Here is a 23,753-nt window from a genome sequence, read left to right as displayed (position 1 = left end):
ATGGTTGCATTATAAAACCAAATGGCAGAGAGTTAATTCAGTTTCATATTGAAACCAGATAACCCACTTTGCTTTGAGGTAACACACAATGACTACGCAAATCACCACCGCCTTAATTACCGGCGCCTCTTCCGGGATCGGGGCCGTCTATGCCGATCGCCTGGCCGCGCGCGGCGCTAACCTGGTCCTGGTCGCCCGCCGCGAGGATCGCCTGAAAACCCTCGCCGCCGACCTGCGCGCGCGCTATGGCGTGGCCGTCGCTATACTGGTGGCCGATCTCAGCGATGAAGCCGGGATCCGCGCCGTGGAAAATGAACTGCGTCACAATACCGCCATCGATACGCTGGTAAACAACGCGGGCACCGCGCAGATGGCCCCGTTCCTCACGGGCGATGTGGCGCAGCATCAGGCCATCAACACCCTCAACACCACGGCGCTGATGCGTCTGACCTACGCCATCCTGCCCCGCCTGGCGCAGAACAATCGCGGGACGCTGATCAATATCGCCTCGGTGTTATCGCTCCATGTCCGTGCGGGCAGCGCGCTGTACAGCGCCACCAAAGCCTGGGTACTGAGCTTTACCCGCGGACTGCAGGAAGAATTTGCCGATAGCAGCGTGCGCATTCAGGCCGTGCTGCCCGCCGCGACGGCGACGGAGATCTGGAGCCATTCAGGGGTTACGGTGAACGATCTGCAGGAAGGGTCGGTGATGACCACCGACGATATGGTCGATGCGTCACTGGCGGGTCTGGATCAGGGCGAACAGATCACTATTCCGCCGATGCATGACGCCGCCCTGTGGGATCGCTACGAAGCGGCGCGCCTTGAGCTGTTTAACAGCGCGCGCACCGGGGTTCCAGCACCGCGCTACGTTAAACAGTAGCCTAACGCTCAAGCTGGTCGCCGTACTCGCTCATCCAGGCGGCCAGCGGCGAAAGTGCGTCCTGCAGGGTTAACCCCAGCTCGGTAATTTGATACTCCACGCGCGGGGGGATCTCCGGGTAGACCGTCCGCGTCACCAGCCCGCGCTGCTCAAACAGGCGGAGCTGCTTCGTCAGCTCTTTCTGCGTGATGGGGGCAGCGGCACGCAGCAGATCGCCAAAGCGTACGGGCGTGTTGAACACAATCAGGCGATAGAGAATGGGGATCGCCCACTTACCGGATATCAGGTTGACAAACTGCGTCATCGGGCAGGTATACGCCTCAGATTTTTTTTCGCAGCACACCTCCAGCATTTCTGCCATAGCACACCTCTTGCCTCGTTAGTATCCATTTGGTACCTGGTTTCCTTTCGATACTAACGTTTCTATAGTGCTTTCTCCAGTGACATTTCAGGAGAAGAACATGGGTCGTTTAACCGATAAATATACGCTGATTACCGGCGGCACCAGCGGCATTGGTCTTGCCACCGCGCAGGCGTTTATCGCCGAAGGCGCGCGCGTCGCCGTGACCGGACGCAACCCGGACACCCTCGCCGAAGCAGAGCGCATTCTGGGCGATAAGGCCTGGGTGATCCCAACCGACGCAGGCGATATCGCGTCGCAAAAAGCGCTGGCGGAAACCCTCGCCGCCCGCTGGCCACGCCTGGACGCGGTGTTTCTCAACGCTGGCGACGTGACGCACGCGCCGCTGGAAGCCTGGCAGGAGGATGCGTGGGACCGCCTGATGGGCATCAACCTGAAGGGACCGTTCTTTTTAATTCAGGCGCTGCTGCCGCTGCTGAATAACCCGTCGTCGGTGATCCTCTGCGGCTCCGTGAGCGCACGCATCGGCCTGCCCACCAGCAGCGTGTATGCCGCGAGCAAGGCCGCCCTCCTGTCGCTGGCGCGTACGTTGTCGGCGGAGCTGCTGCCGCGCGGGATCCGCGTCAACGGGTTGAGCCCCGGTCCGGTGGAAACGCCGGCATTTACGAAGACGGGCTTAAGCGAAGAGACGCTTAACGCGATGATGGCGGAGATCTTCAAGCTGGTGCCGCTCGGCAGAATGGGCTCGACGACGGAGCTGGCAAAAGCCGCGCTCTACCTAGCGTCCGACGAGTCGAGCTACACGGTAGGAACGGAACTGCTGGTGGACGGCGGAATGGGAAGCCTGTAACTCAAAAGGCGCTGATGCCGGTGACCGCGCCGACATACAGCGCCGCCCATGCACAGGCGGAAAGCAGGCTGACGATGTAAACTTTGACGGCGTTCAGCCTGAGCATCCCCGCCGCCAGCGGCACGACATAACGCAACACCGCCAGAAAGCGCGACGTAAACAGTACGATGACACCGTTTTTTTGCAGCTGATGCTGAACCCGTAAAAACGTAGCGGCATGCTTCGCCGTAAAGCGCGCGACCAGCCGGGTGTGCCCCATCAGCTGGCCGATATGGTAGTTCAGCACCGATCCCGCCGTTGCCCCCAGCACCACGGCGAGCCACGCCAGCGCCGGGTGCATGCTCCCCTGGCTGACGCCGATGCCCGCCAGCAGCATCACCGAGGCGGGTGGCAGCACGGAGGAGATCAACACCGTGGACTTGCTCAGCGCCATTACGAATAACAGCGCGAACAGATGTGCCGGATAAAGCGCAAAATGATTCAGCAGATTATCAAACCACGCCATTTTCCTTCCCCCGTTAATTAATCCCCCATTTAAAAGGAATAACCTTAAATAAACCCTCAACATTTTATCAATAAGATTTACCTAAACCTTTCTTAAACATTATTTAATTTCCTGAGCGATAAATTTAAACAAGCGTATTATTCCTCACGCTTTACAACGATCTCGTTATGGCGAGGCTCCTGTACAAATACACGTTATCGCTCTGGTGGGTTCGAGAGAACCGGCACAGGGTAAAACAGGCACTGTCGAATCAAGGCTTTGTCAGTATAACTTCCCTTGCGGGATACGGTGTACAGTGCTGAACCCAGGACGTGGGGATCTCCTTTCCGACATGCCCTGTCTTGCTCGCCCCTGAGAGATTTTATTATTCAAAGGGAATTCACTATGTCTTACGCTATTCACAATCACAACCTGGCATTCAATGACCGCGCGGTCGCGCAATATATGAATACCGATTTTATTGTCCTCGACGTTTCATTATGCGTGGCGCTGGCGCGCGAGCAATTCTTCGAAAAATTAAAAGACGATGATATTCCGTCGCATATTTTTATTGAAGACCATGGACGCCTGGCGGGCATGATTGCGGTACGCAAATTATTGCAGGTCACGGATACCGTGCAGCCAATTAAAAGCCTGATGATTTCGCAGTTTTTGCAGGTCAAACCGGAAGATGAACGAGCCGATGTCGCCGGACTTCTGGCCCACGGCGACGCGGACGTCGTGCCGGTGGTGACCCACGGCAAGCTCGTCGGCTGCCTGACCGAGCGCGAAATCGCCCATCTGCTGGAAGATGACGTCACCGAAGACGCCCAGCTTCAGGGGGCGACGCTGCCGCTGGAGAAGCCCTATCTGGAAACCAGCGCCTTCAGCCTGTGGAAGAAACGCTCCGTATGGCTGCTGCTGCTGTTTGTCGCGGAAGCCTACACCAGCTCGGTGATCCAGCACTTCGAAGAGGCGCTGGAGTCTGCCATCGCGCTGGCGTTCTTTATTCCGCTGCTGATCGGCACGGGTGGCAACAGCGGAACGCAGATCACCTCCACGCTGGTGCGCGCCATGGCGCTGGGTGAAGTGCATCTGCGCGACGTAGGCCGCGTGCTGCGCAAAGAGATGACCACCTCGCTGATGATTGCCGTGACGCTCGGTATTGCCGGGTGCATCCGCGCCTGGATGATGGGTATCGGGCTGGAAATCACGCTTATCGTCAGCCTGACGCTGGTATGCATTACGCTCTGGAGCGCGATTGTGTCGTCAGTGATCCCGATGGTGCTCAAGCGCTGCGGCATTGACCCGGCGGTCGTCTCCGCGCCGTTTATCGCGACGCTTATCGACGGTACCGGGCTGATTATCTACTTTAAGATCGCGCAGTATACGCTGGGGCTGGAGTAACGCGATCCGCCAGCTGAATCACCGCAAGCGAAAACGCCTCAATCGCCAGCGCAACATCCTCAGCCATCACCGATTCCGCCGGGTGGTGGCTGACTCCGCCCCTGCAGCGCACGAACAGCATGCCCACCGGCCAGCGTTCCGCGATGGCAATCGCATCGTGGCCCGCGCCGCTGGGCAGCGACAGCGAGCGTCCCTGTACCGATTTTACGGCCTCCCCCAGCACGTTCTGCAAGTGCAGATCGCACGGCGTGGCGGCAATGCGGTAAAACTCCTCGGCGCTAAATGCCAGCCCGCGGCGCGATGCGATCGCCCGGGCATGTTCCAGCAGGTCGTTGAGCAACCTGTCCAGCGGTGCATCCTGCGGGCCGCGAATATCGAGCGAGAGCTGAACCTCACCGGGGATCACGTTCACCGCTCCCGGCAGACAGCGCAATTCCCCGACCGTCGCCACCAGGTTGCCGCCCTGCTGTCGGGTAGCGTTTTCAATGATAACCATCCACTCGGCGGCGGCGGCCAGCGCGTCTCTGCGGTGGAGCATCGGCACGGTTCCCGCATGTCCGGCCTCGCCGGTGAAACGACAGTTCAGGCGACGGGCACCGTTAATGGCTTCCACCACGCCAAGCGCGAGCGCCTCCTGCTCAAGGCACGGCCCCTGCTCAATATGCAGCTCGAGATAGGCGCTGAAATCTTCCTGACGCCTTGCGGCATGCGACACGCGGGCAGGATCGAGCCCCGCCTGTGTCATCGCCTGCGCCACGCTGATGCCGCTGGCGTCAGTTTTTTCCAGCCAGCCCTGCGGCCAGGTGCCCGTCAGCCCCCGGCTGCCTAACAGCGTAATGCCGAAGCGGGTGCCCTCTTCATCGCAAAAGCCGACAATCTCGATGGCCTGCGCCAGATGCACCCCCTGCTGATGCAGGCTGTCCACCACTTCAATGGCCGTGAGCACCCCGAGCATGCCGTCGTAGCGTCCCGCGTTGCGCACGGTATCCAGATGCGATCCAAGCAGCACCGCCTGCGCCCCTTCCAGCGCCCCCTCATAGCGTCCACAGATGTTGCCCACGCTGTCCTGCCAGACGGTCATGCCCGCCTGGCTCATCCACTGCCCCACCAGTTGGTTGGCCTGCTGATGCTGCACCGAGAGATAGACCCGGGTCAGCGCATCCGGGGTTTCGCTGATGGCGGCCAGCGCGTCGGCGCGGGCCATCACCCGTTCTGCCGCCGGGCTCATTGCGGCGTCTCGCGGCGATAGTGGTCCCACGCGGCCTGCATCGCCGCACCCTGCGTGGTGGTGAATTTCAGGTAGTTCAGCACCGACTCCAGCGCGCTCAGGGTGGTCATCACGCAGTCCTTGCGCGCGTTATAGCCCATGGTGCCGATGCGCCACACCTTGCCGTGCAGCGGGCCAAACGAGGTGCCGATCTCAATCCCGAAATCCTCCAGCATCAGCTTACGCACCTGGTCGCCGTTGATGCCCTGCGGGATGACCACCCCCAGCACATTGTTCATCTTGTGCTTCAGATCGCCAAAGGTCTCCAGCCCCATCGCCTGAATGCCCTTCAGCAGCGCATCGCCGTGCAGCCTGTGGCGGGCGATGCCGTTATCCAGCCCTTCCTGCAGGATCAAACGCGCGCACTCACGGGCGCCAAACAGCGCGGTGGTCGCTTCGGTGTGGTGGTTGAGGCGCTCCGGCCCCCAGTAGTCCATCACCATGCCGAGATCGAAATAGTTGGAGTAGATCATCTCCTCATCGCCGTCGCGGTGGGCGTCGGTGCGAATGCCCTCCTCAACGCATTTGCGGCGGCGGATCGCCTCCTCCATGCGCGCGCTCAGGGTGATCGGCGACGTGCCCGACGGGCCGCCGAGGCACTTCTGCATCCCTGCCGAGACGGCGTCCAGCCCCCATGCGTCGGTCTCCAGCGCGTTGCCGCCGAGCGACGCGGTGGCATCGGTGTAAAACAGCACATCGTAGCGGCGGCAGATGGCACCGAGCTCCGCAAGCGGCTGCAGCATGGTGGTGGAGGTGTCGCCCTGCACGGTCAGCAGCAGGCGCGGACGAATACGCTTAATCGCATCCTCCACCTGGTCCGGGGTAAACACCTCGCCCCACGGCACCTCGATGGTGTGCACCTCCGCGCGGCAGCGGCGGGCAATTTCGCACAGCAGGTGGCCAAAGCGGCCAAAGACCGGCACCAGCACCTTATCGCCCGGGCGGATGGCGGAGACCAGAATGGCCTCAATTCCCGCGCGGGAGGTGCCGTCCACCAGCATCGTCCAGCGGTTCTCGGTGCGAAACACACCGCGATAGAGCGCCATCACCTCGTTCATGTAGTGGGTCATGGCCGGATCGTACTGCCCGATCAGCTGGCTCGACATGGCGCGCAGCACGCGCGGGTCGGCGTTGATCGGCCCAGGCCCCATCAGCAGGCGCTGGGGCGGGTTGATTTGCGGAAAGTGTGCGATATCCATTGTTAAGTCCTTATCAGTTGAGGCCGCGCACGGAGGAGATGAACTGCTTCAGTTCCGTGGTCTGCGGGTTGGCGAACAGCGTTTTGCTGTCGCCCTGCTCCCAGACTTTCCCCTGGTGCATAAACACCACGCGGTCGCCCACTTCGCGGGCAAAATTCATTTCATGGGTCACGAGAATCAGGGTCATCCCCTCGGCCGCCAGCTGCTCCAGCACCTTGAGCACTTCGCCCACCAGCTCCGGGTCGAGCGCGGAGGTGATCTCGTCGCAGAGTAAAACTTTAGGCGACATCGCCAGCGCGCGGGCAATCGCCACGCGCTGCTGCTGGCCGCCGGAGAGGCTCGACGGGTAGTAATCCAGACGATCGCCAAGCCCCACTTTCTCCAGCATGCGCTGGGCCAATTCGCGGCATTCGGCGGCGCTTTTCTTCAGCACCCGACGCGGGGCGAGTATCACGTTCTCCAGCGCCGTCATGTGCGGGAACAGGTTGAAGCTCTGGAACACCATCCCGACCGAGCGGCTGATTTCGCGCGCCTGAGAATCCCGGTCGGTAATGGTCATGCCGCCCAGCTTGATGCTTCCGTCCTGATACCCTTCCAGGCCGTTGATGCAGCGCAGCAGCGTGCTTTTACCCGATCCGCTGCGCCCGATAATGGAGATCACCTGGCCCATGTCGATATCCAGATCGACGCCCTTGAGCACGTGGTTATCGCCGTAGTACTTCTGCACCTGATTAATGGTGATGAGAGGCATTGAATTTGGTCTCCAGATAGCGGCTGTAGCGCGACAGCGGATAACACAGAATAAAGTAGCCCAGCGCCACCAGCGCAAAGACCTTAAATGGCTGATAGGTCACGTTGGTCAGCATGGTGCCGGCCTTGGTCAGCTCGATGAAGCCGATAATCGACGCCAGCGCGGTGCCTTTGATTACCTGCACCGCAAAGCCCACCGTCGGGGCGATGCCGATGCGCAGCGCCTGCGGAGCGACCACGCGAAACAGGGTCTGGCCGAAGGTCAGGCCCAGGCAGCGCGAGGCTTCCCACTGCCCCTTCGGCAGGGCGCGAATGCTGCCGTACCAGATATCGAGCAGAAATGCGCTGGTGTAGCAGGTTAACGCCAGCGAGGCGGCGGTCCACGGCGAGACGTCGATGCCGAACAGCGCCACGCCGAAGAAGGCCAGGAACAGCTGCATCAGCAGCGGGGTGCCCTGAAACAGCTCGATATAGCCGCGGATAATGCGCTTCACCGTGCGCCCGCCCGTCAGGCGCAGCAGCAGGAGCGGCAGCGTTACCACTGCCCCGCCAACAAACGCCACCAGCGACAGCAGTACCGTCCAGCGTCCGGCCAGCAGCAGGTTGCGAATAATGTCCCAGTCGGTAAAGGTGGTCATCATGCCTGCACCCCCAGCCATTTGCGTCCTGCCGCCATCATCAGCTGGCGCAGGGTAATCGACAGCGCTAAGTAAATCCCGGTTGTCACCAGATAGACCTCAAAGCTCAAAAACGTTCTGGACTGGATGAGGTTAGCGGCGAAGGTCAGCTCTTCATACGAGACCTGCGACACCACCGACGAACCGAGCATCACGATGATGCACTGGCTCACCAGCGCCGGATAAATGCGCTGCAGCGCGGGCGGCAGCACCACGCGAATAAACGTCTGCAGACGGGTTAGCCCCAGCACGCGCCCGGCCTCCCACTGTCCTTTCGGCGTGACCTGAATGCCCGCGCGGATAATTTCGGTGCTGTACGCGCCCAGGTTCACCACCATTGCCAATAGCGCCGCCTCCCCCGCCGTCATCTTCAGGCCAAGATTCGGCAGGCCGAAGACGATGAAAAACAGCTGCACCACAAACGGCGTGTTGCGGATGATCTCCACGTAGCCGCCCCAGATCCGGCTGTACCAGGTGGTGCGTCCGCTGCGGATCGCCGCGCCGAAAATCCCGATTGCCAGCCCGCCGACGGTTGCCATTACCGTCAGCTGAATGGTGACCCACAGCCCGGCCAGCAGCTCCGGCCAGTGCGGCCAGAGGGCTGAAAAATCAAGTTGCTCCGTCATCGGCTCAGGCGCCAAGGTTTGCCGGCAGCGGGGCCTTCAGCCATTGCTCGGACAGGCCGTTCAGCGTGCCGTCCTTGATGCCCTGCTCAATCAGCGCATCCACTTTCGCCTTCAGGGCCGGTTCGTTCTTCTTCAGGCCGATAAAGCACGGTGAGTCTTTCAGCATAAAGCTCGGCACCGGGGCTTTATCCGCATTCTGGCGCGAAATGGCCGCCACCACGAGGTTGCCGGTCGCCACGTACTGCACCTGGCCGGAGAGGTAGGCCGAGAGCGTGGTGTTGTTGTCTTCGTAGCGTTTCACGTTGGCGTCTTTCGGTGCCAGGCCGGTCAGCACCATATCCTCCACCGCCCCGCGCGTCACGCCGATGGTTTTTCCGCTCAGCGCGGCGGCGTCCTTCAGCTCGGCCCCTTTCGGGCCAAACACGCCGAGGAAGAACGGCGCGTAGGCGCGGCTGAAGTCGATCACCTTCTCGCGCTCCGGGTTTTTACCGAGGCTGGAAATGACCAGATCCACCTTGTCGGTTTGCAGGTACGGCACGCGGTTGGCGCTGGACACCGGCACCAGCTGCAGCTTGAGCTTCATCTGTTTCGCCAGATAGCGCGCCATATCGATGTCGTAGCCCTGCGGCTGCAGATCGGTCCCCACCGAGCCAAACGGCGGGAAATCCTGCGGAACGGCAATGCGAATGGTGCCGCGCTTCTCGATATCCTGAAGCTGGTCAGCCTTTGCGGGCAGCTGAGTGAAGAGACAGGCGGCCCCGGCCAGTACAATTAACAGTTTTTTCATGGTGCTTCCCCGTAACGTTAACATGAAACAAAAGATTCTTTGAATGTGATTTTGCAACTAATGTGCCAGATAAGGCGAAGCGGGGAATTTTCTCTTAAAGCCTGATAAAACGTGGACGGGGCGAAAATACTCTCTATTTTCGCCCCGTTCATTTGCACCATTTCAATGCAAAGCACCAGTCTGATGCCCCATTATCGTTGTTCGAGTTCGTCCAGCTGCTGGTAGAGGGAGGCAATCTCGTGAATGCGCGGGCGACCTTTATCGAGAATGTCATGCAGGAAAGCGTTCGCCAGCAGGTTGATCAGGCTGTTGACCGAGGAGTAGCTGTCATAGGCGGAGACGCTGTCCAGCGGGGCGCAGAGCTGCCAGCTCGCCAGCGGAAACAGGCTGTGGGCCTGCGGCTCGCACATCAGCAGCACCGGAATACCGCTACTCTGAAGCTGCTGCATCAGCGGACGAATGATGCGCGGGCGGCGGCGGAAGGCCATCATCACCACCAGATCGTCCGGCGTTAAGTCCACCAGCTCCTCGCTCAGGCTCTGGCCCGGCTGCGGCAGCACCAGCACCTGACCGCGCGCCTGCAGCAGCTGCTGGCGCAGGTGGAGCGCCGCCGGATAAGCGTTACGCATGCCGATAATGACGATGCGCCGCGCCTTGACCATGCAGGCCATGGCGTCGGCAAACTGCTGCGCGTCAAGGGCATTGACCCACTGGGTCAGGTTCGCCATCTCCTGCTTGTAGTGGCGCGCCAGCAGCGTGTTGCCCTGCACCGCGTCGCGGTTATCGGTGAGCGGCATCCCGCTCTGGCGCAGGGTGCGCAGCTCGTCGCGCATATCCTTATATTTCTCATAGCCCAGACGCTTAAACAGGCGGCTGACCGTGGCTTTCGACACTCCGCTCAGCTGCGCCAGCTCGGCGCTGTTGTAGCTGATCAGGTCGTCAAAATGGTCGAATATAAAGTCTGCCACCCGCTGCTCCTGCGGCGACAGCGACGGGTATTGTGCTTTCAGACGTTCATCCAGTTGTTCCATAGCGCCTCTGTAACTTTTGTTTCATCACATTATACCTTTCTTTATACGTATTCATTATACGTGCCAGCTTACTGAAACTTTTCTTTCAGAACTGGAACAGCTTTTGCAGCGCCTTGTGACTTTCAGCGTTACGAGGACTTCTCATGCAAAGCAACGTCTCCACGCACGGCATGGCCGTTGCGCCCCACCATCTTGCCAGCCAAAGCGCGCTGGCGGTGCTGCGCGAAGGCGGCAGCGCGATTGAAGCGATGGTCGCGGCGGCGGCCACCATCGCCGTGGTTTACCCCCACATGAACGGGCTGGGCGGCGATGGCTTCTGGCTTATCGTGCCGCCAGAAGGCGACCCCATCGCCGTTGACGCCAGCGGCGCGGCGGGATCGCGCGCAACGCTTGCCGCCTACGACGGGCACACGCACATTCCTCATCGCGGACCGCAGGCGGCGCTGACCGTCGCCGGCACGGTGAGCGGCTGGGACGAGGCGCTGAAGGTCTCCCGCGAGATGACCGGCAAGTCGCTGCCGCTGGCCCGCCTGCTGGCCGACGCCATTGACTATGCGCAGAACGGCACCCCGGTCACGGACTCACAGGCCCATGCCACGGCCAGTAAATTCGACGAGCTGAAGGCCATCCCCGGCTTCGCGGAAACGTGGCTGGTGAACGGTAAGCCGCCCCAGGTCGGGAGCCGTTTTTACCAGCCCGCCATGGCCTCAACCCTGACGCGCCTCGTAGAGGACGGTCTGGACAGCTTTTATCGCGGCCCGCTGGCGAACGTGGTGGCGCACGGCATGGAGACGCTGGGAATGCCCGTGACGCTGGCCGATCTTAACGCGCACGTTGCCCGGCGCACCGCGCCGCTGAAGCTGCAGCATCAGCAGGGGGAGATCTTTAACCACGCCCCGCCGACGCAGGGGCTGGTCTCGCTGGCGATACTCGGCATCACCGACCGCCTGAATATGGCGGAGGCCGACGACGCGGACACCATTCACCGCATCGTTGAAGCCACCAAGCTGGCCTTTGGCCTGCGCGATGCCCACATTACCGACCCGCGTGAGCTGAAAACCGAGATTCAGAAACTGCTGGATCCCGCCGCCCTGCAGGCGCTTGCCGACAGGGTTGACGACGGCCACGCCGCGCCGTGGGGAACCGGAAAAGGGCCCGGCGATACGGTGTGGATGGGGGTGATGGATAACAGCGGGCTTGCCGTGTCGTTTATCCAGAGTATTTATCACGAGTTCGGCAGCGGCGTGGTGCTGCCCGATACCGGCATCGTCTGGCAGAACCGGGGGGCGTCGTTCAGCCTCGACCCCACTCATCTTCTGGCCCTCGCGCCGGGCAAACAGCCTTTCCATACCCTGAACCCGGCGGCGGCGCGTCTTAAGGACGGGCGCGTAATGGTCTACGGATCGATGGGCGGTGACGGACAGCCGCAAACCCAGGCCGCGCTCTTTACCCGCTACGTGGTTCAGGGCGTGCCCTTGCAGGAAAGCATTTCCCGCCCGCGCTGGCTGCTGGGGCGCACCTGGGGACAAACCTCAGACACGTTAAAGCTGGAAGGACGCTTTAGCGCTGAGACGATCGCTGAACTGCGGGCGCGGGGGCATGAGGTCGAACGCTTCCCGGACTTTAGCGAAGCGATGGGCCACGCGGGCGCGATTGTCCGCCACCCCAACGGGCTGTTTGAAGGGGCGTTTGACCCGCGCAGCAACGGCGCGGCCGCCGGATACTGAGGAGAAAACAATGACGACACAACAACCCGACTGGCAGGCGTATCTTGCGCAAATGGAGTCCGTGCTCGGCGTGACGCTGGACGATGCCCGCCGCGCTGAGCTGCAATTGCAGTTCAGCCGCATTGCCAGCATGGCCGCCCCGCTGATGGCGCTGCCGCTCGACGACCGTCTGGAGATCGCAGGAGTGTATAAAGCATGACGCTACACGAGATGAGTATCAGCGACATTCAACAGGCGCTGAGCGTGGGCGAGCTGAGCGCCCATGAGATTGCCCGCCAGACGCTGGAGGCGATTGAGCGAGTTAATCCGCAGATCAATGCCTGGACCACCGTGACGGAAGCACGCATGCTCGCCGAGGCCGAGAACATCGACACCCTGCGCCGCGAGAAGCGCCCCCTGCCGCCGCTGGCGGGCGTGCCCTACGCGGTGAAAAACCTGTTCGACGTTGCCGGACACACCACCCTCGCGGGCGCCGAGCTGTTCAGCCAGCGTCCCGCTGCGGCCGCTGACAGCTTCGCGGTGCGCCAGCTGCGCAGCGCGGGCGGGCTGCTGTCCGGCATGGTGAATATGGACGCCTACGCCTACGGCTTTACCACCGAGAACAGCCACTACGGCGCGACGCGTAACCCGCACGACCTGACGCGCATTGCGGGCGGGTCCTCTGGCGGTTCAGCCGCCGCCGTAGCCGCCGGGCTGGTGCACTTTTCGCTCGGCACCGACACCAACGGGTCGATTCGCGTTCCAGCCTCCCTGTGCGGCATCTATGGCCTCAAGCCCACCTTTGGCCGCCTGTCACGATCCGGCAGCCATCCGTTTGTCGCGAGCCTGGATCATATCGGCCCCTTCGCCCGCCGCGTGTGCGACCTGGCGTCCGTGTACGACGCGCTGCAGGGCCGGGACAGCAGCGACCGTTTTCAGGCAGAGAGCTCGCGCGAGCAGACGCGCCCCCTGCTAGACCGCGGGCTTGACGGCCTGCGCTGCGCGGTGCTCGGCGGCTACTTCACCACCTGGTGCGACGCACAGGCCAGAGACGCCGTGGCGCGGGTGGCGAAGGCGCTCGACGTGCAGGATAAGCTGCAGTTTCCGGACGCCGAGCTGGCGCGCTCCGCGGCGTTTATCATCAGCGCCTCCGAAGGGGGAAATCAGTACCTGCCCGCGCTTCGCCGCGAGCCCGAGCGCTTTGAGCCGCACTCCCGGGAGCGACTGCTGGCAGGCGCGATGATCCCCTCCGCCTGGTATATTCAGGCCCAGCGGTTCCGCGCGCAGGCGCGGCAGGCGTTTCACGCACTGTTTGCCCAGGCCGACGTGCTGATCGCCCCCGCGACGCCGCGCAGCGCCACGCGGATCGGCGAGCAAACCATGGAGATTAACGGTCAGCCGCTCCCCATCCGCGCCAGCATGGGGATGCTGACCCAGCCGATTTCATTTTTGGGCCTGCCCGTGACCACCGTTCCGCTGCGCACCGCACATGGCGCGCCGATTGGCCTGCAGCTGATTGCCGCGCCGTTTAACGAGCAGGCCTGCCTGCGCGTCGCGCGCGTGCTGGAAGAGAGCGGCATCACCGATGCCCGCCCGGCGGAGGTTGCAGCATGATCAATCACGATGACATTAACCTGCCGTGGGTGGTTGCCGAGGTGACCGCCGCGTTTTATCGCTATGAAGACGCGCTGGTGAGTAACAACATTGCCGTGCTGGACGAGCTGTTCTGGCACGACAAAAACACGGTGCGTCTGGGGGCGGGGGAAAATCTGTACGGTATCGATGAAATCCGCGCCTTTCGCGCGGCGCGCCCCGCCGCCGGGCTGCAGCGGACGCTGCGTCATACCGTCATCACCACCTTCGGGGAGGATTATGCCGTGTGCAGCACCGAGTTTACCCGTGAAGGTACGGAGCGGATTGGCCGCCAGCAGCAGACGTGGGTGCGATTTGCCTACGGGTGGCGCATTGTTGCGGCGCAGGTGAGTTTGATGGTATAGACCGGGTAAGGCGCAGCCGCCACCCGGCAAAACATCGCACAATTACTTCTGAAACGGATGCACTTCCCGCCAGTGGTCGGCAATCTGCTGGCGGGTACAGACCCACACCCGATCGTGCTGCTGCACGTAATCCAGAAACCGTTGCAGCGCGCGAAAACGCCCCGGCCTTCCCAGCAGGCGGCAGTGCATGCCGATGGACATCATCTTTGGCGCGCTTTCCCCCTCCTCGTACAGCACGTCAAAGCTGTCCTTCAGGTACGTATAAAACTGCTCGGCGGTGTTAAACCCCTGCGCGGTCGCGAAGCGCATGTCGTTCGCATCCAGCGTATAGGGCACGATCAGGTGCGGCTTTTGGGTGCCGTCGCCGCAGGCCACTTCCGTCCAGAAGGGCAGGTCGTCGCCGTAGTAGTCGCTGTCGTAGTCGAAGCCGCCGTGCTCCACCACCAGCTGGCGGGTGTTGGGGCTGTCGCGCCCGGTGTACCAGCCGGTTGGCGGCTTGCCGAACAGGTCGGTAAGAACCTGCACCGCCTTATGCAGGTGGTCGCGCTCCTGGCTGATGTCCATATTCTGATAGTGGATCCAGCGCCAGCCGTGGCTGACCACGTCGTAATCCGCGGTTTTGATCGCCTCAACAATCTCCGGGTGACGCGCCAGCGCCATCGCCACGCCAAAGACCGTCAGCGGCAGGCCGCGTTTTTGAAATTCACTGTGGATCCGCCAGAACCCGGCGCGGCTGCCGTATTCGTAGAGGGAGTCCATCGACATGTGTTTATCCGGGTAGCTGGCCGCGCCGATGATGTCCGACAGGAACTGCTCGGACCCGGCATCGCCGTGCAGAACGTGGTTTTCCGCCCCTTCTTCATAATTGAGCACAAACTGCACCGCGATGCGCGCCTCATTCGGCCACCGCGCGTGCGGCGGGTTGCCCGCGTAGCCGCGCAGATCCCGCGGATAATCCTGTTCGAAAAGCCCCATACCACCCCCAAAAGTTAAAATGGATTCAATGCCTGAAACTGCCCGCTTAACGGTTTGCTCTCCGGGAAGGCCAGATCCCCATGCTTGCTGGTCGAGAGCCCCAGCGCCACCAGCGATTCCACCATCTTCACCGCCGCGCTGACGCCGTCGATCACCGGCACGCGCAGCTCGCGCGTCAGCTCCTGCGCCAGCGTCGCCATGCCGCCGCAGCCGAGCACGATGGCGCCGCAGCCATCCTCTTTCAGCGCCTGTATACAGCGCGCGCGCACCTTCTCCTGCGCCAGACCGCTGCCGTCCTCCAGCGCCAGCACCGGAAGGTCGATGGCGTGCAGCGCCGCGCAGTGGTCCTGAAAGCCATACTGGTGCAACAGATGGCGGGCAATAATCAGCGTGCGCGGCAGCGTGGTGACCACCGAAAAGCGCGTCGCCACCAGCGTCGCCATATGCATAGCGGCTTCGGCAATGCCGATAACCGGCCCCTGCGCCAGCTCGCGCGCCGCCAGCAGTCCCGGATCGCCAAAGCAGGCAATCACGTGACCGTCCACGCCCTGCTCCCTGCCTTTTTTGATCTGTTCCAGGACACCAACGGCGGCGATGGCCTCATCAAAGTGGCCCTCGATAGACGGCACGCCCGCGCCCGGGCAAACCGCGAGGATCTCCGTTCCCGTCGCCGCCACCGCGCGGGCCGCCGCGCCGATGGTTTCCGTCATCGCGAGGCTGGTGTTGGGGTTGATCACTTGTATACAGACAGACATTACGACTCCTTGTGGCCGGCAAACAGCCGGGCAAAATCAGGCAGGCACTCGCCCGCCCGCTCGAAGCAGAGGCTGGCAACGATATGTTCAAAATGGTGCATGAGGGCATCGCTTAGCGGCTGCAGCGCCTTCTGACGCAGCAGATCTACAAGCTGTTCGTGGTCGTTGCAGCGACAGCCCTGACGCCACGGCGCGCCCCAGGTAGCAATCACCAGCGAGGAGCGCTGGCTCAGGCTTGTCACCATCTCCGTCAGCACCTGGTTACCGGAGATGGCCTGCAGTTGTATGTGGAAACTGGCGGAATGTCGGATTGCCGCCGGGCCGTCGTACGCCTCGTGCGCCTGCTGCTCCTGACGAATAATGGCCTCCAGCGCGGCAAGGTGCGGCGGCTGACAGTGCGCCAGCACGTCCGGCAGGTTTGCGACCTCCAGCAGCGCGCGGGTGCGGAAGATGTGCCGCGCCTCTTCAACCGTCGGGCTGGCGACGTGTGCACCACGTTTGGGCGTCAGGGTGACCATTTGCACAGCGGCGAGTCGTTGAAGCACCTTGCGGATGCCCGTGCGGCTCACGCCAAACACCTCGGCCAGCGCCTCTTCCGGCAATTTGCTCCCCGGCAGCAGCTGATGTTCCACAATCGCGGTCATCAGCGCCTGGAAGATGGTTTCGTCTTTGTCATGCAGGTCTGGCGCGGTCTGCAGGGCGTTTATATTGTTCATTCACCACTCCGAATTTTACTTTCCGTTATCGAATCGTATACATAAAAATAAAATATTGCATACAAGATTTATTATTTTGGCCTGAATTCTGCAACACCGTTTGCACTCCCACTCAACGGGTTTTCATTCACAGGAGCAGGTTTCATGCCAAACAGTCAAAACGCACAGCAGAGTACGGCCGCTGATTCCGGTGCGGTTTACAGCCCACGTCTTTGCAATGAGGATCTGGCACCGACGCGTGACCAGAACTGGAGCTGGTACAACATCTTTTCTTTCTGGATGTCCGACGTTCACAGCATGGGGGGTTACGTTGTTGCCGCGAGCTTCTTTACGCTCGGGCTGGCAAGCTGGCAGGTGCTGCTCTGCCTGCTGGTGGGGATCTGCATTGTGCAGCTGTGCGCCAACCTGGTAGCCAAACCGAGCCAGATGGCGGGCGTGCCCTATGCGGTGATCAGCCGTCAGGCGTTTGGCGTCTTCGGGGCCAATATTCCGGCGGTGATCCGCGGGCTTATCGCCTTTGCGTGGTACGGCATCCAGACCTGGCTTGCCGCCAACGCGCTGATGCTGGTGGTGCTGAAGTTCTGGCCTTCTCTGGCGAGCCTTACCACCGGTGCCTTCCTGGGCCTGTCGCCGCTGGGCTGGATCTGCTTTGCCATCATGTGGGTTCTTCAGGCGATGGTCTTCTGGCACGGCATGAACGCCATTAAGCGCTTTATTGATATCGCCGGTCCGGCGGTCTATGTGGTGATGCTGGCCCTTGCGGGTTGGATTGTATACAAGACCGGTTTTGACGGGATCTCTTTCACCCTCGCCAGCAAATCCCTGAGCGCGGGCGAGCAGACCTGGCAGATGATCACAGCGACCGCGCTGGTGGTCTCCTACTTCTCCGGCCCGCTGCTCAACTTTGGCGACTTCTCCCGCTACGGCAAAAGCATGGGTGAGATCCGCCGCGGCAACCGCTGGGGGCTGCCGTTTAACTTCCTGCTGTTCTCCATCGTCACTGTGGTGATTGTCTCCGGTACCCAGTCGCTGTTTGGCCGCATGATCACCGACCCGATCGAAACCGTCAGCCGCGTAGGTAACGATCTGGCCGTGGCGATTGGCCTGCTGACGATGATCACCGCCACCATCGGGATCAACATCGTCGCGAACTTTGTCTCACCGGCGTTTGATTTCTCTAACTGCTCGCCGCAGAAAATCAGCTTCCGCACCGGGGGCATGATTGCCGCCGTCGGCTCGATCCTGCTCACCCCGTGGAACCTGTTCAACTCACCGGAGCTCATCCATTACACCCTGGACGTGCTCGGGGCGTTTATCGGCCCGCTGTTCGGCATTCTGATTGCCGATTTCTACCTGATTAAGCGCGGCAAGGTGTCGGTAGACGATCTGTTCGACGACACGCCAAAGGGCAAATACTGGTACCGCAACGGCTTTAACCCGAAGGCCATTGGCGCGCTGATCCCATCCGTTGCCGTAGGTCTGGTGATTGGCTTTCTCCCGGCCCTGCATGAAGTGGCAAACTTCAGCTGGTTTATCGGCGTCTTCCTCGGCGGCGTGACCTACCGCTGGCTGGCGCGGGAAGAGCGCGAGACGGCAGGCGCGGCCTCGTTCAGCTCCCGCGTAGCGACGCAAAAAGAGTAACCCCTCCCTCCGGCCGCAGTTTATCTGCGGCCCGTTCATTCTGGCACCGTTCTTGCTGAGCTTTTTCACCCCGCTACGCAAACACTAAGGCAGGACCCACGATGGAATACCAGACTGCGATACGCGGTGCATTTTTCGATATCGCGCAGGTCTGCGACAGCGCAGACGCCATTGCCGAGCACGCGCGCTACCTTGAGGACGGGCTGCTGTTTATCCAGAACGGAAAAATTCTGGCGCAGATGGCGTGGCAGGAGGGCGAGCAGTATCTCGACCCCCACAAAGGCTACACGGACCTGCGCGGCAGGCTGCTGCTGCCCGGTTTTGTCGACACCCACGTTCATTATCCACAAACGGAGATGATCGGCGCCTTTGGCGAACAGCTGCTGGAGTGGCTAACCACCAACACCTTCCCGGTGGAGAGCCAGTTTGCCGATGAAGCCTACGCGAAAGAGATCGCCGAATTTTTCATTAACCAACTGGTGAGCAACGGCACCACCACCGCGCTGGTGTTTTGCACGCTGCATCCGCAATCGGTCGAAGCGCTGTTTACCGAAGCCCTGCGCCTCAACATGCGTCTTATCGCCGGAAAGGTGATGATGGACCGGCACGCGCCGGACTACCTGAGCGAAGATGCAAAGCAGAGCTACCGGCAGACGCGGGAGCTGATCCAGCGCTGGCACCATCGGGGGCGGCTGGGGTATGCCATTACGCCGCGCTTTGCCCCAACGTCCTCACCCGAGCTGCTCGCCGCGGTCAGCCTGCTCAGAGAGGAGTTTCCGAATACCTGGCTGCAGACCCATCTCAGCGAAAACCCAAACGAAGTGGCCTGGGTGAACGATCTCTGGCCGGAGCACGAGCGCTATCTGGACGTATATCACCACTACGGCCTGACCGGAGAGCGCAGCGTGTTTGCCCACGCGATTCATCTGCACCACAGCGAGTGGCAGTGCCTGCACGACACCGGTTCGGCGGTGGCGTTTTGCCCCACCTCGAACCTGTTTCTCGGCAGCGGGCTGTTTCGCCTGCCCGCCTGCTGGCAGCACAAGGTGCGGATGGGCATCGGCACCGACGTCGGCGCGGGCACCACCTTCAGCATGCTGCGCACCCTGGGAGAAGCCTACAAGGTCGGCCAGCTGCAGAGCTACCGCCTGCGCGCCAGCGAGGCGTTTTATCACGCCACGCTGGGCGGCGCGCACGCCCTCAGGCTGGACGATAAGATTGGCAACTTCGCCCCCGGCAAAGAGGCGGATTTCGTGGTTATCGATCCTGACGTGACGCCGCTGCAGCGCCTGCGCAATCGCCGCTGTCAGGATATCTACGAGCAGCTATTTGTGCTGATGACCCTGGGCGACGAGCGCAACATCAGTGAGACCTGGGTCAACGGCGAGCGGGTGTGGTCAACTGCCCCGGTAGGTTGACCACCCGCCTGGCGCAATCACAAACGGCAGATGGAAGTGCTCGTCTGCCGCTTCTCCCGTCACAAACTCAATTTGCGCGCAGGGGTAGATCGTCTCCCGGCCGGTTGCGCGAAACCACCTGCCGATCTCCGCCACCAGCCGATAGCGGCCTGCGGGCAGGAAAGGGACAAATTCGGTGATGCGACCATTAACGTTGGTCACGCCCGTCGCCATGATTTCGCCCTCCCGTTCTAGGTGAACCGTCACGCCCGCGGCGGGTTTGCCCGTTGAAATATCGAGAATATGGGTGCTGAGCGTGCTCATTCGCTAATCACTCCTTCCAGCCGCAGCAGCGTAATTTCCCGCAACTGTTCCAGCGCCGCCTGAACTTCCTGCGCGTCGCTGTTTTCCAGCCGCGCGCGCAGGGCCTGTAATATCTCCTCGCCGCTGCGGCCCTTCGCGCGGATCAGAAATACGCGCCCAAAGCGGGCCTCGTAGCGGGCGTTACCTTCGCGCAGCGCCTGCGCAAGCGCCGCGTCCCGGTCATTCACCGCGCCCTGCTCCTGGCGCGACAGCGCCGCCTCCACCTGTGCACCCGCGGGCTTTTCCCCGATGCGCGGGTGCGCGCTCAGGGCTTGCGCTAACGCCACTTCGTCCCAGCGCTGCATCAGCGCCTGCGCCGCGATCGTCAATTCACTCCGGCTCGGGTAAGGCCGTCCACAAACCAGCGCCTCAGCCCAGCCGGGGAGCGCCACGCAGGGGGTGAGCAGCGCGAGAGCCTCTTTCTCAGGAAGATGATTGAAGTCGTGCAGTGCGATCATAGTGTCTCCTTTATTGTCCTCCCCCGGGTTGTTGCACAAACCACGCCACTCTTGTCGCCGATGTGAAACAGTCGATTCTGTATGGCTGGACAGGAAATTATTGATTCATAAAAAGGCATATTCACCGTGTTTGCGCACCTTAGCAGTGCAAACTCACCTCCCACAACGCCGTTTTCGCCACTCTGCAGCCTGGTACGCAAATTGCTGAATGTTTTTACACCCTGCAAAAGGAGAGAAGCATGAAAGCAATCGTCATTGGCGCGGGTATTGGCGGCCTGAGCGCTGCCGTCGCGCTAAAGAAAGCGGGCATCGACTGTACCGTGTTCGAAGCCGTAAAAGAGATCCGGCCCGTCGGGGCGGCCATCTCCATATGGCCTAACGGCGTGAAGTGTATGCAACACCTCGGCATGGGCGACATTATCGAAACCTACGGCGGTCCGATGCGTTTTATGGCCTACAAAGATTACCGGCGCGGCGAGACCCTGACCCGCTTTAGCCTTGCCCCGCTGGTTGAGCGTACCGGCGGGCGTCCCTGCCCCGTCTCGCGCGCTGAACTCCAGCGCGAAATGCTGGACTTCTGGGGTCGCGACAAGGTGCAGTTCGGCAAGCGCGTGGAACACGTCCACGAAGACGACGCGGGCGTAAGCGTGACCTTTACCGATGGCACCACGGCAACAGGCGATTTTGTGATTGCCGCCGACGGCAGCCACTCGGCGGTTCGTCCGTACGTGCTGGGCTATACCCCGGAGCGCCGCTACGCCGGATACGTGAACTGGAACGGGCTGGTGAAGATTGATGAAGAGATTGCCCCGGCGCACCAGTGGACCACCTTCGTTGGCGAGGGTAAACGCGTGTCGCTGATGCCCGTCTCCGGCGGTCGTTTCTACTTCTTTTTTGACGTGCCGCTTCCCGCGGGCCTGGCGGAGGATCGCACCACCCTGCGCGCCGATCTCACGGGCTACTTCCGCGGCTGGGCGCCGCCGGTGCAGAAGCTTATCGCCGCGCTGGATCCCGATACCACCAACCGCATTGAAATCCATGACATCGAGCCGTTCGACAGCCTGGTACGCGGCAACGTCGCGCTGCTCGGCGATGCCGGGCACAGCACCACGCCGGATATCGGCCAGGGCGGTTGCGCGGCCATGGAGGACGCCGTGGTACTGGGCGAATGCCTGCGTGAAAACCACAACATTACGCTGGCGCTGCGGCAGTACGAAGCCCTGCGCTGCGACCGGGTGCGTGACCTGGTGCTGAAAGCGCGTAAACGCTGCGACGTCACCCACGGGAAAGATATGGCGTTGACGCAGGCCTGGTATCAGGAGCTCAAAGAGGAGACCGGGGAACGCATTATCAACGGTCTGTGCGAGACCATTCAGGGCGGCCCGTTAGGCTGAACAAGAGGGACAACGATGAAAAGAGAACCGACACCACCCGCCCACTGCACGTTTGAGCCAGAGGACTGGCTGCGCCTGGCGAAATGCTGGCATCCGGTTGCGCGCGCCTGCGACGTCGGCCCGGCCCCCGTCAAGGCCACCCTGCTGGATGAACAGCTGGTGATTTACCGAATTAACGACCAGGTCGTGGTTGCCCGGGACGTGTGTCCGCACCGCGGCGTGCCGCTGACGCTCGGCTTTCACGACGATCACGGGATTATCTGCCCCTACCACGGCTTACGCTTTGGTGAAGACGGCCGCTGCAACCGCATTCCGTCCAGCCCCGACCAGCCCGTTCCGGCGAAGCTGAACCTGATTAACTACGCGGTGGAAGAGCGCTTCGGCCTGATCTGGACCTGCCTGGCGTTTGACCCGGACAATCCCGTGCCGCTGCCCACCATGCCGCACTGGAGCGACGACGGATTTCAGCAGATCAACTGCCCGGCGTTTGAGGTGAACGGCTTCGCCGGGCGCCAGGTGGAAGGGTTTCTGGATGTTGCCCACTTTGCGTGGATCCATACCGATACCTTTGCCGATCCCAATAATCAGCTTGTCCCTATCTATCAGCCGCAGGAGACGCCCTTCGGTTTCGTGGCCGATTACTGGAGTTCCGTGAGCAACTATCCCGCCAGTTCACCCGTGCAGGCGCCAGAAGGGTTCCAGTGGCTGCGCCATTTTGAAATGCATCTGCCGTTTACCGCCACCCTGACGATTCATTTTCCGGGTGAATCGCGGCTGGTGATTATGAACGCCGCCTCGCCCGTCTCGTCACGGGTGACCCGCATGTTCGCGCCCATCGCGCGCAACTTTGATCTGCATATTCCGGTGGAGGACGTGCATGCCTTTAACCTGCGCATTTTTGAAGAGGATCGCCTGATGGTCGAAACCCAGCGCCCGGAAAGTCTGCCGCTGGATCTCACTCTGGAAGCCCATATTCCGGCAGATAAGAGTTCGATTGCCTACCGTCGGGGACTGAAGAAGATGGGCTTTGGCGAATTTTTCCTGGTATGACGGAGGCCAATATGCTGAACGTGATCGTTGACGGGCTGTGGCGCGAGGGGGATAAAAGCCTCGCCGTCAGGCTGGTGGCCGAAAACGGCGACGCGCTACCGGCGTGGCGACCCGGCGCGCACATTGATGTCCACCTGCCCTGCGGCGTGGTCCGCCAGTACTCTCTGACCGGGGCATGTGGCGACGAGAGCTATCTTATCTGCGTGGGGCGAGAAGCCGCCTCGCGCGGCGGGTCGCGCTACGTTCACGAAACGCTGCGTCCGGGCCAGAGGCTTTCAATCTCGGCCCCGCGCAATCTGTTTCCGCTGCATCAGGCTGAGCGGGTATTGCTGCTGGCAGCAGGGATTGGCATTACGCCGCTGTATGCGATGGCATTGCAGCTGAAAGCGACCGGAACGCCCTTTACGCTGCACTATTACGTCAGAAACCGGGAAAACGCGGCGTTTGCGCGCGAACTCTCGCAGTGCGGTGACTGCATTATTCATACCAGCACCCCACGAACCACGCTGGCGGAGCATTTCCCCGCGCCTGAAGCGGGGCTGCACGCGTGGGTGTGCGGACCTGCGGGGTTTATGGAGAAAGCGCGCGATGTGGCGGCGGCGAAGGGATGGAATGACGCCCATATCCACAGCGAGGCGTTTCAGCCCGCTCCCCCTGTCACAAGCGGCGTCGCAGGCGAGATCTTTACGGTCAAGCTTGCCTCTACCGGCGAGCGCTGGCCGGTGCCTGCGGATAAGACCATCGCTCAGGTATTACAGGAAAACGGCGTGGACGTGCCGCTGTCCTGCGAAATGGGGATCTGCGGCGCCTGCCTGACGCCGGTGATTGACGGCGTGGTGGACCACAGGGATAGCGTGCAGTCGGAGGCAGAAAAAAGCGCGGCTGACCAGCAGGTGGCGCTCTGCTGTTCGCGGAGTCACTCCGGGGAGCTGGTGATTGCGCTGTAAAACGAAAAAACCCTGCGATATTGCTATCGCAG

At 61.7% G+C, this 23,753-nt stretch carries 25 protein-coding genes, 1 pseudogene and 1 riboswitch; of the genes and pseudogenes, 12 read left to right on the top strand and 14 right to left on the bottom strand.

What is annotated here, in order from left to right:
- Positions 1-88: 88 nt before the first annotated feature.
- On the top strand, positions 89-883 hold the full coding sequence (locus tag IM303_RS01040; RefSeq protein WP_193359505.1) for an SDR family oxidoreductase: 795 nt from the start codon (positions 89-91) through the stop codon (positions 881-883).
- A gap of 1 nt (position 884) precedes the next feature.
- Here IM303_RS01040 and IM303_RS01035 read toward each other — a convergent pair whose 3' ends face one another.
- The gene (locus IM303_RS01035; RefSeq protein WP_023335206.1) at positions 885-1,244 is read right to left on the bottom strand and encodes a helix-turn-helix domain-containing protein; all 360 of its coding nucleotides are present in this window, start codon (positions 1,242-1,244) and stop codon (positions 885-887) included.
- Between the two features lie 100 nt (positions 1,245-1,344).
- Between IM303_RS01035 and IM303_RS01030 the strand changes: the two genes are divergently transcribed.
- A complete protein-coding gene (locus tag IM303_RS01030) occupies positions 1,345-2,094 on the top strand; it encodes an SDR family oxidoreductase (RefSeq protein WP_192985928.1) in 750 nt (249 codons plus the stop codon).
- Position 2,095: 1 nt separating this feature from the next.
- Here IM303_RS01030 and IM303_RS01025 read toward each other — a convergent pair whose 3' ends face one another.
- Entirely contained in the window at positions 2,096-2,599 is a 504-nt protein-coding gene (locus IM303_RS01025; protein ID WP_193359504.1) for a DedA family protein, read from the bottom strand.
- A gap of 154 nt (positions 2,600-2,753) precedes the next feature.
- Positions 2,754-2,923: riboswitch (M-box (ykoK) riboswitch) on the top strand.
- 60 nt (positions 2,924-2,983) lie between these two features.
- Between IM303_RS01025 and IM303_RS01020 the strand changes: the two genes are divergently transcribed.
- Positions 2,984-3,985 carry a magnesium transporter gene (locus IM303_RS01020; RefSeq protein WP_045261677.1) on the top strand — a complete coding sequence of 334 codons (1,002 nt, stop codon included), beginning with the start codon at positions 2,984-2,986 and terminating at the stop codon, positions 3,983-3,985.
- On the opposite strand, the gene hpxK is transcribed toward IM303_RS01020, so the two are convergent.
- The 7 genes from hpxK to hpxU form a co-directional block, all read right to left on the bottom strand.
- Positions 3,951-5,213 (bottom strand): allantoate amidohydrolase, encoded by a 1,263-nt coding sequence (gene hpxK, locus IM303_RS01015; RefSeq protein WP_193359503.1) that lies wholly within the window; start codon positions 5,211-5,213, stop codon positions 3,951-3,953. The genes IM303_RS01020 and hpxK overlap by 35 nt on opposite strands.
- Positions 5,210-6,451, bottom strand: coding sequence for an alanine--glyoxylate aminotransferase family protein (locus tag IM303_RS01010; RefSeq protein ID WP_032651243.1), 1,242 nt, complete (start codon positions 6,449-6,451; stop codon positions 5,210-5,212). Before IM303_RS01010 ends, hpxK begins: the two co-directional genes overlap by 4 nt.
- A 13-nt stretch (positions 6,452-6,464) precedes the next feature.
- Entirely contained in the window at positions 6,465-7,202 is a 738-nt protein-coding gene (locus IM303_RS01005; RefSeq protein WP_192985926.1) for an amino acid ABC transporter ATP-binding protein, read from the bottom strand.
- Positions 7,183-7,839: an amino acid ABC transporter permease gene (locus IM303_RS01000; protein ID WP_080351084.1), complete on the bottom strand. Its 657-nt coding sequence runs from the start codon at positions 7,837-7,839 to the stop codon at positions 7,183-7,185. Before IM303_RS01000 ends, IM303_RS01005 begins: the two co-directional genes overlap by 20 nt.
- A complete protein-coding gene (locus IM303_RS00995; protein ID WP_041912033.1) occupies positions 7,839-8,504 on the bottom strand; it encodes an amino acid ABC transporter permease in 666 nt (221 codons plus the stop codon). Before IM303_RS00995 ends, IM303_RS01000 begins: the two co-directional genes overlap by 1 nt.
- A gap of 4 nt (positions 8,505-8,508) precedes the next feature.
- A complete protein-coding gene (locus IM303_RS00990; RefSeq protein WP_193359502.1) occupies positions 8,509-9,291 on the bottom strand; it encodes a transporter substrate-binding domain-containing protein in 783 nt (260 codons plus the stop codon).
- Positions 9,292-9,482: 191 nt separating this feature from the next.
- Positions 9,483-10,322, bottom strand: a complete 840-nt coding sequence (hpxU, locus tag IM303_RS00985; RefSeq protein WP_045261682.1) for a MurR/RpiR family transcriptional regulator HpxU — start codon at positions 10,320-10,322, stop codon at positions 9,483-9,485.
- Between the two features lie 143 nt (positions 10,323-10,465).
- Between hpxU and hpxW the strand changes: the two genes are divergently transcribed.
- From hpxW to hpxZ, 4 genes are read left to right on the top strand one after another with little or no spacing between them, the layout of a single operon-like run.
- On the top strand, positions 10,466-12,049 hold the full coding sequence (hpxW, locus tag IM303_RS00980; RefSeq protein ID WP_193359501.1) for an oxamate amidohydrolase: 1,584 nt from the start codon (positions 10,466-10,468) through the stop codon (positions 12,047-12,049).
- 10 nt (positions 12,050-12,059) lie between these two features.
- Entirely contained in the window at positions 12,060-12,248 is a 189-nt protein-coding gene (gene hpxX / locus IM303_RS00975; protein ID WP_028012637.1) for an oxalurate catabolism protein HpxX, read from the top strand.
- Positions 12,245-13,642, top strand: coding sequence for an AtzE family amidohydrolase (locus IM303_RS00970; RefSeq protein ID WP_193359500.1), 1,398 nt, complete (start codon positions 12,245-12,247; stop codon positions 13,640-13,642). Before hpxX ends, IM303_RS00970 begins: the two co-directional genes overlap by 4 nt.
- Positions 13,639-14,025, top strand: a complete 387-nt coding sequence (gene hpxZ / locus IM303_RS00965) for an oxalurate catabolism protein HpxZ (protein WP_028012635.1) — start codon at positions 13,639-13,641, stop codon at positions 14,023-14,025. The genes IM303_RS00970 and hpxZ overlap by 4 nt, the downstream gene beginning before the upstream one ends.
- Before the next feature lie 42 nt (positions 14,026-14,067).
- Here the strand turns inward: hpxZ and puuE are convergent, their stop codons facing one another.
- The 3 genes and pseudogenes from puuE to IM303_RS00950 form a co-directional block, all read right to left on the bottom strand.
- Positions 14,068-14,967: an allantoinase PuuE gene (gene puuE, locus IM303_RS00960; RefSeq protein WP_370528594.1), complete on the bottom strand. Its 900-nt coding sequence runs from the start codon at positions 14,965-14,967 to the stop codon at positions 14,068-14,070.
- Positions 14,921-15,755 (bottom strand): annotated as a pseudogene (gene hpxA / locus IM303_RS00955) (allantoin racemase). Before hpxA ends, puuE begins: the two are co-directional and overlap by 47 nt.
- The gene (locus tag IM303_RS00950; RefSeq protein ID WP_045630054.1) at positions 15,755-16,471 is read right to left on the bottom strand and encodes a GntR family transcriptional regulator; all 717 of its coding nucleotides are present in this window, start codon (positions 16,469-16,471) and stop codon (positions 15,755-15,757) included. The pseudogene hpxA and the gene IM303_RS00950 overlap by 1 nt, the downstream one beginning before the upstream one ends.
- A gap of 144 nt (positions 16,472-16,615) precedes the next feature.
- Between IM303_RS00950 and IM303_RS00945 the strand changes: the two genes are divergently transcribed.
- Entirely contained in the window at positions 16,616-18,112 is a 1,497-nt protein-coding gene (locus IM303_RS00945) for an NCS1 family nucleobase:cation symporter-1 (RefSeq protein ID WP_193359498.1), read from the top strand.
- A 101-nt stretch (positions 18,113-18,213) separates the two neighbouring features.
- Complete coding sequence (gene guaD / locus IM303_RS00940) at positions 18,214-19,530, top strand: guanine deaminase (protein WP_193359497.1); 1,317 nt, start codon at positions 18,214-18,216, stop codon at positions 19,528-19,530.
- Here the strand turns inward: guaD and uraH are convergent.
- Together uraH and uraD are read right to left on the bottom strand one after the other, a co-directional pair.
- A complete protein-coding gene (gene uraH / locus IM303_RS00935; RefSeq protein WP_049001593.1) occupies positions 19,510-19,833 on the bottom strand; it encodes a hydroxyisourate hydrolase in 324 nt (107 codons plus the stop codon). The genes guaD and uraH overlap by 21 nt on opposite strands.
- The gene (uraD, locus tag IM303_RS00930; RefSeq protein WP_048960330.1) at positions 19,830-20,330 is read right to left on the bottom strand and encodes a 2-oxo-4-hydroxy-4-carboxy-5-ureidoimidazoline decarboxylase; all 501 of its coding nucleotides are present in this window, start codon (positions 20,328-20,330) and stop codon (positions 19,830-19,832) included. The genes uraH and uraD overlap by 4 nt, the downstream gene beginning before the upstream one ends.
- 239 nt (positions 20,331-20,569) lie before the next feature.
- Here uraD and hpxO point away from each other — a divergent pair, with 239 nt between their 5' ends.
- Genes hpxO through IM303_RS00915 form a run of 3 tightly spaced genes read left to right on the top strand, consistent with a single transcriptional unit; the run spans position 20,570 to position 23,721 of the window.
- Entirely contained in the window at positions 20,570-21,724 is a 1,155-nt protein-coding gene (gene hpxO / locus IM303_RS00925; RefSeq protein ID WP_049001590.1) for an FAD-dependent urate hydroxylase HpxO, read from the top strand.
- Between the two features lie 15 nt (positions 21,725-21,739).
- Complete coding sequence (gene hpxD / locus IM303_RS00920; RefSeq protein WP_041910590.1) at positions 21,740-22,774, top strand: molybdenum cofactor-independent xanthine hydroxylase subunit HpxD; 1,035 nt, start codon at positions 21,740-21,742, stop codon at positions 22,772-22,774.
- Positions 22,775-22,785: 11 nt separating this feature from the next.
- Positions 22,786-23,721: a PDR/VanB family oxidoreductase gene (locus IM303_RS00915; RefSeq protein WP_045261693.1), complete on the top strand. Its 936-nt coding sequence runs from the start codon at positions 22,786-22,788 to the stop codon at positions 23,719-23,721.
- Positions 23,722-23,753: the final 32 nt, after the last annotated feature.

It is taken from the genome of Enterobacter cloacae complex sp. P38RS, assembly GCF_014930775.1.
GTDB classification, from domain to species: domain Bacteria; phylum Pseudomonadota; class Gammaproteobacteria; order Enterobacterales; family Enterobacteriaceae; genus Enterobacter; species Enterobacter bugandensis.
Note: the sequence above shows the minus strand (reverse complement) of the source record. Positions and strands in the feature narration are given on the sequence as shown.

Coding starts and splice junctions, on each gene's coding strand:
- IM303_RS01005 (WP_192985926.1), bottom strand. CDS start 7,202: ATGCCTCTCATCACCATTAATCAGGTGCAGAAGTACTACGGCGATAAC.
- IM303_RS00945 (WP_193359498.1), top strand. CDS start 16,616: ATGCCAAACAGTCAAAACGCACAGCAGAGTACGGCCGCTGATTCCGGT.
- IM303_RS00990 (WP_193359502.1), bottom strand. CDS start 9,291: ATGAAAAAACTGTTAATTGTACTGGCCGGGGCCGCCTGTCTCTTCACT.
- IM303_RS00995 (WP_041912033.1), bottom strand. CDS start 8,504: ATGACGGAGCAACTTGATTTTTCAGCCCTCTGGCCGCACTGGCCGGAG.
- IM303_RS00950 (WP_045630054.1), bottom strand. CDS start 16,471: ATGAACAATATAAACGCCCTGCAGACCGCGCCAGACCTGCATGACAAA.
- hpxK (WP_193359503.1), bottom strand. CDS start 5,213: ATGAGCCCGGCGGCAGAACGGGTGATGGCCCGCGCCGACGCGCTGGCC.
- hpxZ (WP_028012635.1), top strand. CDS start 13,639: ATGATCAATCACGATGACATTAACCTGCCGTGGGTGGTTGCCGAGGTG.
- hpxU (WP_045261682.1), bottom strand. CDS start 10,322: ATGGAACAACTGGATGAACGTCTGAAAGCACAATACCCGTCGCTGTCG.
- hpxO (WP_049001590.1), top strand. CDS start 20,570: ATGAAAGCAATCGTCATTGGCGCGGGTATTGGCGGCCTGAGCGCTGCC.
- IM303_RS01035 (WP_023335206.1), bottom strand. CDS start 1,244: ATGGCAGAAATGCTGGAGGTGTGCTGCGAAAAAAAATCTGAGGCGTAT.
- uraH (WP_049001593.1), bottom strand. CDS start 19,833: ATGAGCACGCTCAGCACCCATATTCTCGATATTTCAACGGGCAAACCC.
- hpxW (WP_193359501.1), top strand. CDS start 10,466: ATGCAAAGCAACGTCTCCACGCACGGCATGGCCGTTGCGCCCCACCAT.
- hpxD (WP_041910590.1), top strand. CDS start 21,740: ATGAAAAGAGAACCGACACCACCCGCCCACTGCACGTTTGAGCCAGAG.
- IM303_RS01030 (WP_192985928.1), top strand. CDS start 1,345: ATGGGTCGTTTAACCGATAAATATACGCTGATTACCGGCGGCACCAGC.
- IM303_RS01040 (WP_193359505.1), top strand. CDS start 89: ATGACTACGCAAATCACCACCGCCTTAATTACCGGCGCCTCTTCCGGG.
- IM303_RS00915 (WP_045261693.1), top strand. CDS start 22,786: ATGCTGAACGTGATCGTTGACGGGCTGTGGCGCGAGGGGGATAAAAGC.
- IM303_RS00970 (WP_193359500.1), top strand. CDS start 12,245: ATGACGCTACACGAGATGAGTATCAGCGACATTCAACAGGCGCTGAGC.
- hpxX (WP_028012637.1), top strand. CDS start 12,060: ATGACGACACAACAACCCGACTGGCAGGCGTATCTTGCGCAAATGGAG.
- IM303_RS01025 (WP_193359504.1), bottom strand. CDS start 2,599: ATGGCGTGGTTTGATAATCTGCTGAATCATTTTGCGCTTTATCCGGCA.
- IM303_RS01000 (WP_080351084.1), bottom strand. CDS start 7,839: ATGACCACCTTTACCGACTGGGACATTATTCGCAACCTGCTGCTGGCC.
- guaD (WP_193359497.1), top strand. CDS start 18,214: ATGGAATACCAGACTGCGATACGCGGTGCATTTTTCGATATCGCGCAG.
- IM303_RS01020 (WP_045261677.1), top strand. CDS start 2,984: ATGTCTTACGCTATTCACAATCACAACCTGGCATTCAATGACCGCGCG.
- IM303_RS01010 (WP_032651243.1), bottom strand. CDS start 6,451: ATGGATATCGCACACTTTCCGCAAATCAACCCGCCCCAGCGCCTGCTG.
- uraD (WP_048960330.1), bottom strand. CDS start 20,330: ATGATCGCACTGCACGACTTCAATCATCTTCCTGAGAAAGAGGCTCTC.